Origin of the sequence: Citrobacter sp. Cpo045 (assembly GCF_030332875.1) — a bacterium.
Classification (GTDB): Bacteria; Pseudomonadota; Gammaproteobacteria; order Enterobacterales; family Enterobacteriaceae; genus Citrobacter; species Citrobacter portucalensis.
The window spans coordinates 290,581-303,390 of record NZ_JAOWGZ010000091.1; the positions used below are offsets into that span (position 1 = coordinate 290,581).

Sequence of the window (12,810 nt, forward strand, 5' to 3'; positions counted from 1 at the left end):
TCCTGTTTTTTTGTTGCCTCAGATATCAACGAAAATAAAAAGGACGGAGAAAGCAGAAACACAATCTGTGAATTCCAGCGCATAAAAATGTTTTAAATCGGGTTTTAATAGATAAAAAGGAGAAACCATGAGCCGTTCGCAGAACTTACGCCACAATGTGATTAACCAGATAATCGATGATATGGCGCGTGGTCATATCCCTTCCCCACTCCCCTCACAAAGCGCACTGGCGGAGATGTACAACATCAGCCGCACCACCGTGCGCCATATGCTGAGCCACTTAGGCGAGTGCGGCGTGCTGACCCAGGTCGGCAGCCACTATGTCATCGTGCGAAAACCCGACCATGACGACGGTTTTGCCTGCACCACCGCCTCCATGACCGAGCAAAACCGGATTTTTGAGCAGGCGTTTTTCACCATGATCAACCAGCGACAGCTGCGCGCAGGCGAGAGCTTCTCCGAACTGCAGCTTGCCAGAGCCGCAGGCGTCAGCCCGGTGGTAGTGCGGGAATATCTTTTAAAATTCGAACGTTACAACCTGATTAAAAACGAAAAACGCGGTCAGTGGAGCATGAAGCAATTCGATCAGGCCTATGCTGAACAGCTGTTTGAACTCAGAGAGATGCTGGAAACGCATTCTCTGCAGCATTTCCTCAATCTGCCTGACGATGACCCGCGTTGGTTGCAGGCTAAAACGCTACTGGAGCGCCATCGGATCCTGCGCGACAGCATTGGCAGCAGCTTTCGCATGTTCTCGCAGTTAGATCGTGAGTTCCATGCTTTGCTACTCTCTGCTGCCGATAATGTATTTTTTAATCAATCACTTGAAATCATCTCCGTGATTTTCCACTTCCACTATCAGTGGGATGAGAGCGATCTCAAGCAGCGTAACATCATTGCCATTGATGAGCATATGACCATCCTCAGCGCGCTGATATGCCGCAGCGACCTGGATGCCACCCTCGCGCTCTGTAACCATTTGAATTCAGCCAAACAATCGATGATTCGCTCCATCAACCAGGGTTGTAATGTCGCTCATTAAGTACCGATAAAAAACAGCAAATCATTACCGGGAGCACGATTTTATAAAAATAAAAACGCCTGAAAAATACCTCTTGCCTATGCTCACGCTAAGTCGACTGCATTAAAAACTTTTGTGAGCGGTGATGAGCAAATTGATTCATCACTGGTATTTTTTCAATACTGCACAGTCCTGCTGTGTGAAAAATAAATTATTGAGGTTCAGGAGTCCGGCGTGGAAAAAAATAATATTACCCTCGACCCAAGTTCTTCGTTTGGCACGTCGTCATCTGCGGATATTAATGTTCCGCCTGAGGGCATGGTGCAACGCAGTAGCCGAATTAAACGTATCCAGACCACAGCAATGATTTTATTATTTTTTGCTGCGGTGATTAATTACCTCGACCGCAGCTCACTGTCTGTCGCCAACTTAACGATTCGTGAAGAACTGGGGCTGAGCGCCACGCAAATCGGCGTGCTGCTGTCGGTATTCTCTCTCGCTTACGGTATTGCGCAACTGCCCTGCGGTCCGCTGCTGGACCGCAAAGGTCCGCGCATTATGCTGGGACTGGGGATGTTCTTCTGGTCGCTGTTTCAGGCGATGTCCGGCATGGTGCACAGCTTCACCCAGTTTGTGTTGGTGCGTATCGGGATGGGGATCGGCGAAGCGCCAATGAACCCGTGCGGCGTAAAGGTCATCAACGACTGGTTTAACATCAAAGAGCGCGGCCGCCCGATGGGATTATTCAACGCCGCCTCCACCATCGGGGTTGCCATTAGCCCGCCGATTCTGGCTGCCATGATGCTGGTAATGGGCTGGCGCTGGATGTTCATCACCATTGGCGTGCTGGGTATTTTCCTCGCCATCGGCTGGTACATGCTGTATCGCAACCGCGAGCAAATTGAGCTGAGCGCCACGGAACAAGCGTACCTGAACGCCGGTAGCGTCAATGCCCGCCGCGATCCGCTGAGCTTTGCCGAATGGCGCAGCCTGTTCCGCAACCGTACCATGTGGGGCATGATGCTGGGCTTTAGCGGCATCAACTACACCGCATGGTTATACCTGGCCTGGCTGCCGGGCTACCTGCAAACCTCCTACAACCTGGATTTAAAAAGCACCGGATTAATGGCGGCGATCCCATTCCTGTTTGGCGCAGCCGGCATGCTGATTAACGGTTTTGTCACCGACTGGCTGGTGAAAGGTGGTATGGCGCCGATTAAGAGCCGTAAGATTTGTATTATCGCCGGGATGTTCTGCTCCGCGGCCTTCACCTTCGTCGTGCCACAGGCCACAACGTCAATGGCCGCCGTGTTACTGATCGGTATGGCGCTGTTCTGTATCCACTTCGCAGGTACCTCGTGCTGGGGTCTGATCCACGTCGCCGTCGCCTCACGTATGACAGCTTCCGTGGGCAGTATCCAGAACTTTGCCAGCTTTATCTGCGCGTCGTTCGCACCGATCGTCACCGGTTTTATTGTTGATACCACCAACTCTTTCCGCCTGGCGTTGATCATCTGCGGCTGCGTCACCATGGTGGGTGCCCTCGCCTACATCTTCCTGGTTCGCCAACCCATCAGCGATCCGCGTAAAGATTAATCCTCCAGATGCCCGATAACACCGCGTTTATCGGGCATGTTATGCTCCTCGTATGAACATCACCTTGCGCGCTACTACTCTGGCAGACACTGCCGCTCTTCCCGCCATCGAACGATCTGCGGGGCAACGTTTTTTACGCATCCCCGAACTGGCGTGGATTGCTGAAGACCAGATGTTATCCGCTGCTCAGCATCAGGCTTTTGCCGCCGCAGGCATGAGCTGGCTGGCGCAGGTCGATGCGCTTCCGGTCGGTTTTTTGGTTGCCGAAACGCTGGGGTCATCGCTGTTTATTGCTGAACTGTCGCTGCATCTGGAGTGGCAGGGAAAAGGAATTGGCCGCAGATTGATTGAGTATGTTGCCGAACAGGCGCACGCGAAAGGTTATACGTCGCTCACGCTGACCACCTTCCGCGATGTGCCGTGGAATGCGCCATGGTACGCACGACTGGGATTTGAAATGCTGGCTGACGAGACGCTACCTGCAAAGTTGCGCCAGAAAAGAGAAGAGGAAGCGGCGCATGGACTGGCATTTGAATCGCGCTGCGCCATGCACCTGATGTTGCGCTAATTGCCCGATGGCGGCTACGCCTTATCGGGCCTACGTAACATTTCCGGTAAGCCGGATAAGCGACAGCGCCATCCGGCAACCACGTATCTTTCCCCGTAGGCCGGATAAGCGACAGCGCCATCCGGCAACCACGTTACTTTCCCGTAGGCCGGATAAGCGACAGCGCCATCCGGCATCACAGGCTTAGAACGTTTCCCAGTTGTCCCCGGCATCCGTTACCGCGGCTTTGCGCGGCTGGACCGTTGAAACCGGTTTAGCGGCCGCAACGTCACGCGCGCGCTGTTGGTCATGCTGAATACGGAACACGGCAACGGCCTGAGTCAGGCGGCTGGCCTGCTCTTCCAGCGCCGCAGCGGCGGCAGCGGATTCTTCCACCAGCGAGGCGTTCTGCTGCGTCACGCGATCCATCTCGGCAACGGCCAGACCCACCTGGTCAATACCGCGGCTCTGTTCATCAGAAGCAGAGGCGATTTCACCCATGATATCGGTCACGCGGGTTACCGCATTGACGATCTCATCCATGGTTTCACCGGCGCTTTCTACCAGCGTTGAACCAACATCCACGCGGCTGACCGAGTCTTCAATCAGGCTCTTAATCTCGCGCGCGGCCTGCGCACTACGCTGGGCCAGGTTACGCACTTCACCCGCAACCACCGCAAATCCACGGCCCTGCTCACCCGCACGTGCTGCTTCTACCGCGGCGTTGAGCGCCAGAATGTTAGTCTGGAAGGCAATGCCGTCGATGACGCTGATAATGTCGGCGATTTTCTGCGAACTGGACGCGATGTCACGCATGGTTTGCACCACGTTATCCACCACTTTGCCGCCTTTCTGCGCGGTTTCAGAAGCACTCAGCGCCAAATGGCTGGCCTGACGCGCGTTTTCGGCGTTCTGCTTCACGGTCGCCGTCAGCTGTTCCATGCTGGCTGCGGTTTCTTCCAGAGATGCAGCCTGCTGCTCGGTACGCGAGGAGAGATCGTTATTGCCCATCGCAATCTCGCTGGCCCCACTGTAAATCGCGTTGGCACCGTTACGCACGTCACCCACGGTATTCATCAGCTCACCCTGCATATGGCGCAGGCTTTCCGCCAGTTGCCCAATCTCGTTGGACCCTTCCACTTCAATACGTTTCACCAGGTCACCGCTGGCGATATGACGAATGCTGTCGATCAGACGGTTCATTGGAGAGATAAGGGTCAGCTTGATACCAAACCACACCGCAATAATCGCCGCCAGTACGGTAATCAGCACACAAACCAACACCCACATCGCCTGGCTGTAAGAGCTGTTGTTATCTGCCACCGCGATGTCATACAGGCGATCGTTCTGCTGCATGTAGTTGATATATTGCTTCTCAAAACCATCCTGATAGCTCTGTGTCGGTTGATCAAAGAATGCGTTGATCTTCCCGTCACCCAGTAACTGGATCAGCTCCGCCAGCGCACCGTGATAGATGTCATAGGTGCGATTGATCTCCTGGAAAGCGGCTTCGCTTTGGCGTGGATCGCGCGGGAGCGACTCGTAAATCGCCCAGTTTTTTTCCGTCAGCTTCAGCGCCGTACTCGCCACCTGCATCAGCTCGGCAACGGTCGCGCCGCTGCCGATATTGCTCTGATCCATCATGTAGCGAATGCCTGCCCGGTTCAGGGTGTTACGCGTTTGCAGCAGCTCAACCCAGGTGGCGTTCAGCGCAGACTGTTGCTGGCGAATGGTTTGCAGAACGGTAAAGTTCTCTTTGTCATTCTTAAGTGAGTTAAAAAACAAGCCGCCCGAGGCGAGCTGTAAAAGGCCAAATAGCGCCAATACCAGCAGTAAGCTGGTAACAATCTTCATTCGTTTTAACATGTTTTCTCTTTCCGCTAGACAGATGTCAGAATTTTCGGCCTGGAAAGGGAAAACTTTATGAAATTTGTGCTAGTTGAATCGATCTCAGCATCGACGATTCGTCGATCCACGCCGTCTGCCAAAGCGCTAAGCGGGTTTATTAGTGATCTCAATCACATAAATATCCCCGTTAACCCCTACTGCTTACCGCTCACTGACACTTGGGACCGCTTAAGCTGACATACAACCGCTCACTTATTTACCTTACTTTACGCGCGTAATTCTCTGGCAAGATCCCCCCAACATAGCAGTCAATTTACCTCCTCAAACACAAGATCAAACCCACGCGGCTTCGGCCAATTATTAATTAGATACCAGGTTTTACTATGGATACGAAAAAGATATTCAAGCACATACCCTGGGTGATTCTCGGAATCATCGGTGCATTCTGCCTCTCGGTAGTGGCATTACGTCGGGGTGAGCACATTAGTGCCCTGTGGATCGTTGTCGCCTCAGTTTCTGTTTATCTGGTGGCCTATCGTTACTACAGCCTGTACATCGCCCAAAAGGTGATGAAACTTGACCCAACGCGTGCCACGCCGGCGGTCATCAACAATGACGGTCTGAACTACGTTCCAACCAACCGTAACGTCTTGTTTGGTCACCACTTTGCCGCTATCGCAGGTGCTGGTCCGCTGGTTGGGCCGGTACTGGCTGCGCAGATGGGCTACCTGCCCGGTACGCTGTGGCTGCTGGCAGGCGTCGTGCTGGCCGGTGCGGTGCAGGACTTCATGGTGCTGTTTATCTCTTCCCGCCGTAACGGCGCATCTCTGGGTGAGATGATCAAAGAAGAGATGGGCCCGATCCCGGGAACCATTGCACTGTTCGGCTGCTTCTTAATCATGATCATCATCCTCGCAGTACTGGCGTTGATCGTGGTAAAAGCGCTGGCGGAAAGCCCATGGGGGGTGTTCACCGTCTGCTCAACCGTACCTATCGCGTTGTTCATGGGGATCTACATGCGATTCCTGCGACCAGGACGCGTGGGCGAAGTGTCGGTGATTGGTATTGTGCTGCTGGTTGCCTCTATCTACTTCGGCGGCGTGATTGCGCACGACCCGTACTGGGGCCCGGCGCTGACCTTTAAAGACACCACCATTACCTTTACCCTGATCGGCTACGCATTTATCTCTGCGCTGCTGCCGGTATGGCTAATCCTCGCACCACGCGACTATCTGGCTACCTTCCTGAAAATCGGCGTTATCGTCGGTCTGGCGGTGGGGATTGTTATCCTCAACCCGGAACTGAAAATGCCGGCAATGACGCAGTACGTTGATGGTACTGGCCCGCTGTGGAAAGGCGCTCTGTTCCCGTTCCTGTTCATCACCATCGCGTGTGGTGCGGTATCTGGCTTCCACGCGCTGATTGCTTCCGGTACCACACCGAAGCTGCTGGCCTGTGAAACCGATGCACGCTTTATCGGTTACGGCGCGATGCTGATGGAATCCTTCGTCGCAATTATGGCGCTGGTTGCCGCGTCTATCATCGAACCAGGTCTGTACTTCGCGATGAACACCCCGCCTGCGGGCCTTGGCATCACCATGCCGAACCTGCATGAAATGAGCGGCGAAAACGCACCGCTGATTATGGCGCAGTTGAAAGACGTCACCGCACATGCGGCAGCGACCGTCAGCTCCTGGGGCTTCGTCATTTCGCCTGAGCAGATCCTGCAAACCGCGAAAGACATCGGTGAACCGTCCGTTCTGAACCGCGCAGGTGGCGCACCGACGCTGGCTGTTGGTATCGCTCACGTGTTCCACAAAGTGCTGCCGATGGCTGATATGGGCTTCTGGTACCACTTCGGTATTCTGTTCGAAGCGCTGTTCATCCTGACCGCACTGGATGCCGGTACTCGTTCTGGCCGCTTTATGCTGCAGGATTTACTGGGTAACTTCGTGCCGTTCCTGAAGAAAACCGACTCCCTGGTTGCGGGTATCATCGGTACTGCGGGCTGCGTAGGTCTGTGGGGTTACCTGCTGTATCAAGGCGTTGTTGACCCGCTGGGCGGCGTTAAGAGCCTGTGGCCGCTGTTCGGTATCTCTAACCAGATGCTGGCTGCCGTGGCACTGGTTCTCGGCACCGTGGTACTGGTTAAAATGCAGCGCACCAAATACATCTGGGTTACCGTTGTTCCGGCAGTATGGCTGCTTATCTGCACCACCTGGGCGCTGGGTCTGAAACTGTTCAGCACCAACCCGCAGATGGAAGGCTTCTTCTTCATGGCGAATCAGTACAAAGAGAAGATTGCTAACGGCGGCGAACTGACCGCTCAGCAGATTGCCAACATGAACCACATCGTCGTCAACAACTACACCAACGCAGGTCTGAGTATTCTGTTCCTGGTGGTGGTGTACAGCATCATTTTCTACGGGTTCCGTACCTGGCAGAAAGCCCGCGCCATCAACGGTCGCTCTGATAAAGAGACACCGTATGTACCGGTGCCGGAAGGCGGCGTGAAGACCTCTTCACACCACTAAGATGTATTCAGCCCCGCTCCGGCGGGGCTTTTCGCTTATCAGGATTGTTTATGTTTGGTACTTTAGGGCAAGCTAAAAAATATCTCGGTCAGGCGGCGAAGATGCTGATTGGCATTCCGGACTACGACAACTATGTCGAGCACATGAAGACCAACCATCCCGATAAGCCGTACATGACCTACGAAGAATTCTTCCGCGAGCGCCAGGAAGCCCGCTACGGTAGCGGCGGAAGCAGTTGCTGTTAGAAGGAGAAGTGAATGACCCCGATTGCAGTTACCCTACTCACCGGTTTTCTTGGCGCGGGTAAAACCACCCTGCTGCGCCATATTCTCAACGAGCAGCACGGTTACAAGATTGCCGTTATCGAAAACGAATTCGGTGAAGTCTCGGTGGACGATCAGCTGATTGGCGATCGCGCCACGCAGATCAAAACCCTGACCAACGGCTGTATTTGCTGTACCCGCTCCAGTGAACTGGAAGACGCATTGTTAGACCTGCTCGACAACCTCGACAAAGGCGCCATCAATTTCGACCGTCTGGTGATCGAGTGCACCGGCATGGCCGACCCCGGCCCGATTATTCAGACCTTTTTCTCCCATGAAGTGATTTGCGAACGCTACCTGCTGGACGGCGTAATTGCGCTGGTTGACGCGGTACATGCCGACGAGCAGATGAACCAGTTCACCATCGCCCAGTCGCAGGTAGGCTACGCAGACCGGATCCTGCTGACCAAAACCGACGTCGCAGGTGAAAGCGAAAAACTGCGTGAGCGCCTGGCGCGCATCAACGCCCGTGCGCCGATTTACACCGTGACACATGGTGATATCGACCTCTCCCTGCTGTTCGATACCAACGGTTTTATGCTGGAAGAGAACGTAGTCAGCGCCAAACCGCGCTTCCACTTTATCGCCGACAAGCAAAACGATATCTCCTCGATCGTCGTCGAGCTGGATTACCCGGTAAACATCAGCGACGTGTCGCGAGTGATGGAAAACCTGCTGCTGGAATCCGCCGAGAAGCTGCTGCGCTACAAAGGTATGCTGTGGATTGAAGGCGAGCCAAACCGCCTGCTGTTCCAGGGCGTCCAGCGCCTGTACAGCGCCGACTGGGACCGCCCGTGGGGCGACGAGCAACCGCACAGCCAACTGGTGTTTATCGGCATTAATTTGCCGGAAGACGAGATCAGAGCCGCGTTTGCGGGATTGAAGAAGTAAACAATGTTTACTTGTATAGCCCTCTGTTAGCAGGGCTATACTTATCTATCTGACATCTCTTTCTCTCAAAAGAGTATTAATTTCATCAAGAGCATCTATTTGTCTTTTCTCGAAGGCATTTGGGGTATCTGCGCCAGATAATGTGGCAAAAGTTAAAATGACCCCACCTAACCCGCTCAATGCCGAAACCATGTCTAATTGCCCTTTAATCAAGTACCATCCCCCTGTAAATAATAACAACAGCCCGCACCCTGAGAGAATTTTGAACATTACCTTCGATTTCCTTCTGCGCTCCTTTCGTAAGACTTTTATTCGGTGTATTTCTTCTGCCAGGAGTTCTTCATTATCACAATGAATCAATAGCTTATAATGTGTTTGATTCGAATAATCGTTAATGTTCACATCTCCGTTAATATCACCAGAGCTAAAATCGCGCATTAATCCCTCCTTTTTCGTTCGGTTTTACCTCATGAATTATTGCAAGCAATGACTGATGAAATTTAGATATACTTCTCAAAAAACAAAAAGAGATTAACTTAACTCATTGAAACATAGTATAAAATATAACTACATTATATAAATAATGATAAAAGGAACTGAGAATATGGTAGAGGATCTGCAGTCTTTAGCGCCTTTCTTTCGGCTGTTCGCACAAAAGAATCATGATTACAACAGTGAATGGGGCGCGGGATATCGGGAAATTACCGCAAGGGTGCAACGAGAAAAACCTGATTTTACCGATCAAACCATTCAGGATCTTTGGTATACCCGCGACAATAAAGTTGCCAGCCTGCGCCAGGGCGGGATGTCCCACGAAGAGTTTGTTCATGCCAAAGATGATCTTCGCGAACTCACTAAACTCATTGCTTCTGGTTGTACTGTTGAGGTATTTGAGCAAGCTCAGCAACGCTTACAGACCCTAAAAGAGCAAGGCAAACTGAAGAAATTCTATCGTGCGCTTTGCAGTCGCACCTTTGCTGCCTTCTATCCCTCGCAGATTACCAGCATCATCAACGAAGGTGTTTTCTTTCGGGTTTATAACTACTGCAACAACCATTTCCAGCTCGGGTTACCAGAAGATGGGGAATGGTCGCCGCTGAAGTGGTTTAAATTAAACCTGTTACTGAAAGCCGTCTTCGCCCGAACACTGGATAATACTCCCGATGACATCGAACTCAACATGTCTCTTTGGCATTTGTACGAAACGGAAATAGAAGATGACAGTAACGCGGTAACCGAAATCGCCCCATCAGCAGCGAATGAAGAGCAAGATTCTGCACCTGACGATATTCTCCCCCCCAGAAACCTGATCCTGTACGGTCCGCCCGGAACGGGGAAAACCTACAAAACCATTGAAATCGCCGTACGTGCCTGTGAACCGGAAGCCTTTACCCGCTTGGATGGGAAAGAAAAATCGGAGCGCCGAAGAGAATTAAAAAAAATCTATGATGCGCTTGTAGAGAAAAAGCGTGTTCGATTTATCACTTTCCACCAGAGTTTTGGCTATGAAGAGTTTATAGAAGGATTGCGGGCAGAAACCAACGATGATGGTAGCATTCGCTATGACGTCAAACCCGGCGTATTTAAACAAATATGTGAAGATGCAGCCTTTGGTGATGCTACCGTACAATTAGCGCTGGATGACGCTATAGAGCAGCTCAAAGCTCAATGCGCCGAGCAAGATGGCATCATGCTGAGAACCACCAACGGCAGTCTGTTTCGCGTAACGTATGCCAACAATAGCACCTTCCGCGTATTCCCGGCGCAGTCGAAAAATAACCAGCTAGGCAGTGGGTATCTCGCCTCGATTGAAAATATTCGTCGTCTGTATCAAGGAGAAAAAGAGAATATCTATAATATTTCTTACGTTCGCGGCATTTTGAACCATCTGATCCAGACATGGCATCTCCCGGCTTCACCAGAAGTATCATCATCGAAGAAAAGACAAAACTATGTCTTAATTATTGACGAAATTAACCGTGGCAATATTTCTAAAATTTTTGGTGAGCTAATCACTCTGATTGAAACCTCAAAGCGTGCGGGTGAGAGCGAGGCACTGAGCGTCAGCCTCCCCTATTCTCCCAAACCGTTCTCGGTTCCCAATAATCTCTTCCTGATTGGTACAATGAACACAGCGGACCGTTCTCTCACGGCGCTGGATACCGCGCTTCGCCGCCGATTTGAATTCGAAGCACTCATGCCTGATATCTCAGTATTAAACGACACAGAGGTTCAGGGCATTGATATCAAAGCACTCCTTTCAACGCTAAATGCCCGTATCCAGGCACTCTATGACAGCGAACATACGCTGGGACATGCTTTTTTTATTCCTGTTGTTCAGGAAAAAGATTCCCCTGCGGAAGCATTTAAGAAATTGAAGCGTGTCATGAAGAATAAAGTGCTCCCGCTACTGGAAGAATATTTCTATAACGACTGGCAAAAAATTCGTCTGGTCCTTGGCGATAACCAAAAAACAGACGAAGCGCTGCGTTTTGTTCGCTCAGTTGAAAACCAGAATGATTTAGCCACATTGTTTGGCAAAACCGCGACAGATGATTTACAAGAGGCTGGCGTCAATTATCAGTTATGCAAAGACAGCGATAACGTCTGGGACAACCCTCTGGCATACCGGCAAATTTATGATGTTCAGGCCAGCGCGACGGAGTAACACAAATGTCCGATGGCAATGCATACACCGTGTTTGAATATGGCTATCTGGTCAGCGACGCAGACAAAGCAAAGCTCTGCGATGCAGAGCCTGTCCCCCCGGCCGCATTCCTCTGGCTCGAACAACGATGCCTGAAGGACAAAGAGAGTGACGATCAGCGGCTGCTTTCTCTGCGAACAATGTCCGGCGTGAAAGTCATTCAGGTCAAAAACTATGTTGGGGTGATTGCCCTTCCCCATAAACGATTTATTGAAGTGCTGCCTAAAACCTGTGGGCAGCAAGGCGATAAAAACGTCGCCCGACAGCAATTATTGATGATGCTGAAAACATTAAAAACATTCCGCCATGTCATTTCCTCATCTGCAGGCGTCATGACATCACGGATGACCTTGATGGATATTTTCATTCAGCAGTTTATTTCCAGCCTGGACGTCGTCGTGCAGAAAGGGCTTAAACACGATTATCTGCGTCAGCGGGAAAACCTCGCATGGCTAAAGGGTAAACTGCTTATCAGCGAGCAACTCAAAAAAAACAGCGTCCGTCGTGATCGTTTTTTTGTGGAATACGATGAATATCGCGTGGAGCGCCCAGAAAACAGGTTGCTTAAAACGGCGATTGAAAAAGTGTATAGCTATACGAATAACCCGGTACTGCTGCAATCACTCAGTCGCCTGCAGGCACTTTTCGAACCTATTCCTGAAGTACATAACGTCGAAATCGCTTTCAAACAAATCCGCCTGGACAGAAACATGGCGTATTACAACAATGCGCTGGAGTGGGCGCGGCTTATTCTGACGGGGCAGTCACCGCATTGTATGCAGGGCAACGCAGAAGCGCTCTCGCTTCTTTTCCCGATGGAAGCCGTCTTTGAAGCGTTCGTCACCGCCTGGTTGCGTCAGCATTGCCAGCCTTTCTGGCAGGTTAAAGCGCAGTCCAGATCGCATTATCTTGTGCATCAAGGCGCATCTCCTCTGTTCCAGCTCAGACCGGATATCTGGCTTATTCCGGGAGAGGAGTCGGACAAGTCACCCGTCATCTGTGATATGAAATGGAAGCTCATCAAAACGGAGAAAGCGCAATACAACCTGTCACAAAGTGATTTGTACCAGATGCTGGCCTATGGGGTGAATCATCTGCAGGGGGAAGGCGATATGGTACTCATTTATCCGAAGCATGAGGGGTTTTCTGCCCCACTGGAAAGCCCGTTTGAGTATCACCACTCTGGCGGTAAAATACTGCGGTTGTGGGTTGTTCCCTTTGAAACAGGAACCCATCTGCTGAATTCTCGCTTACTGATGCCCGCGAAGTTAAGTCTCACAGAAAGCGGAAATTCACCTTCTTTACCGTTACAATAGCTCCCAAATTTTTCCTGATTGAGTTCA

10 protein-coding genes are annotated in these 12,810 nt (G+C 51.5%); 8 read left to right on the top strand and 2 right to left on the bottom strand.

What is annotated here, in order from left to right:
* Positions 1–127: 127 nt before the first annotated feature.
* The 3 genes from OGY13_RS10110 (at position 128) to OGY13_RS10120 (ending at position 3,185) form a co-directional block, all read left to right on the top strand.
* Positions 128–1,042, top strand: a complete 915-nt coding sequence (locus OGY13_RS10110) for a GntR family transcriptional regulator (protein WP_003830023.1) — start codon at positions 128–130, stop codon at positions 1,040–1,042.
* Positions 1,043–1,255: 213 nt separating this feature from the next.
* The gene (locus OGY13_RS10115; RefSeq protein WP_003845612.1) at positions 1,256–2,617 is read left to right on the top strand and encodes an MFS transporter; all 1,362 of its coding nucleotides are present in this window, start codon (positions 1,256–1,258) and stop codon (positions 2,615–2,617) included.
* 52 nt (positions 2,618–2,669) lie between these two features.
* Positions 2,670–3,185 carry a GNAT family N-acetyltransferase gene (locus tag OGY13_RS10120; protein ID WP_213752486.1) on the top strand — a complete coding sequence of 172 codons (516 nt, stop codon included), beginning with the start codon at positions 2,670–2,672 and terminating at the stop codon, positions 3,183–3,185.
* A 183-nt stretch (positions 3,186–3,368) separates the two neighbouring features.
* Here the strand turns inward: OGY13_RS10120 and tsr are convergent, their stop codons facing one another.
* A complete protein-coding gene (gene tsr, locus OGY13_RS10125; RefSeq protein WP_008786110.1) occupies positions 3,369–5,030 on the bottom strand; it encodes a methyl-accepting chemotaxis protein in 1,662 nt (553 codons plus the stop codon).
* 365 nt (positions 5,031–5,395) lie between these two features.
* On the opposite strand from tsr, the gene btsT reads away from it, so the two are divergent.
* The 3 genes from btsT to yjiA are packed head-to-tail and all read left to right on the top strand — an operon-like array spanning position 5,396 to position 8,760.
* Positions 5,396–7,546 (top strand): pyruvate/proton symporter BtsT, encoded by a 2,151-nt coding sequence (gene btsT, locus OGY13_RS10130; RefSeq protein WP_003830033.1) that lies wholly within the window; start codon positions 5,396–5,398, stop codon positions 7,544–7,546.
* A gap of 50 nt (positions 7,547–7,596) precedes the next feature.
* Positions 7,597–7,791: a YbdD/YjiX family protein gene (locus OGY13_RS10135; RefSeq protein WP_003830038.1), complete on the top strand. Its 195-nt coding sequence runs from the start codon at positions 7,597–7,599 to the stop codon at positions 7,789–7,791.
* Between the two features lie 12 nt (positions 7,792–7,803).
* Positions 7,804–8,760: a GTPase gene (yjiA, locus tag OGY13_RS10140; protein WP_071692305.1), complete on the top strand. Its 957-nt coding sequence runs from the start codon at positions 7,804–7,806 to the stop codon at positions 8,758–8,760.
* A 45-nt stretch (positions 8,761–8,805) separates the two neighbouring features.
* Here yjiA and OGY13_RS10145 read toward each other — a convergent pair whose 3' ends face one another.
* Complete coding sequence (locus tag OGY13_RS10145; RefSeq protein WP_137377284.1) at positions 8,806–9,198, bottom strand: DUF4149 domain-containing protein; 393 nt, start codon at positions 9,196–9,198, stop codon at positions 8,806–8,808.
* 166 nt (positions 9,199–9,364) lie between these two features.
* Between OGY13_RS10145 and OGY13_RS10150 the strand changes: the two genes are divergently transcribed.
* Complete coding sequence (locus tag OGY13_RS10150) at positions 9,365–11,428, top strand: McrB family protein (RefSeq protein WP_213753115.1); 2,064 nt, start codon at positions 9,365–9,367, stop codon at positions 11,426–11,428.
* A 5-nt stretch (positions 11,429–11,433) separates the two neighbouring features.
* Complete coding sequence (locus OGY13_RS10155; protein ID WP_137377283.1) at positions 11,434–12,783, top strand: McrC family protein; 1,350 nt, start codon at positions 11,434–11,436, stop codon at positions 12,781–12,783.
* Positions 12,784–12,810 lie beyond the last annotated feature (27 nt).

Excerpts from the sequence above, each read along its gene's own strand:
- OGY13_RS10110 (WP_003830023.1), top strand. The coding sequence starts at position 128 with ATGAGCCGTTCGCAGAACTTACGCCACAATGTGATTAACCAGATAATC.
- OGY13_RS10120 (WP_213752486.1), top strand. The coding sequence starts at position 2,670 with ATGAACATCACCTTGCGCGCTACTACTCTGGCAGACACTGCCGCTCTT.
- tsr (WP_008786110.1), bottom strand. The coding sequence starts at position 5,030 with ATGTTAAAACGAATGAAGATTGTTACCAGCTTACTGCTGGTATTGGCG.
- btsT (WP_003830033.1), top strand. The coding sequence starts at position 5,396 with ATGGATACGAAAAAGATATTCAAGCACATACCCTGGGTGATTCTCGGA.
- OGY13_RS10135 (WP_003830038.1), top strand. The coding sequence starts at position 7,597 with ATGTTTGGTACTTTAGGGCAAGCTAAAAAATATCTCGGTCAGGCGGCG.
- yjiA (WP_071692305.1), top strand. The coding sequence starts at position 7,804 with ATGACCCCGATTGCAGTTACCCTACTCACCGGTTTTCTTGGCGCGGGT.
- OGY13_RS10145 (WP_137377284.1), bottom strand. The coding sequence starts at position 9,198 with ATGCGCGATTTTAGCTCTGGTGATATTAACGGAGATGTGAACATTAAC.
- OGY13_RS10150 (WP_213753115.1), top strand. The coding sequence starts at position 9,365 with ATGGTAGAGGATCTGCAGTCTTTAGCGCCTTTCTTTCGGCTGTTCGCA.
- OGY13_RS10155 (WP_137377283.1), top strand. The coding sequence starts at position 11,434 with ATGTCCGATGGCAATGCATACACCGTGTTTGAATATGGCTATCTGGTC.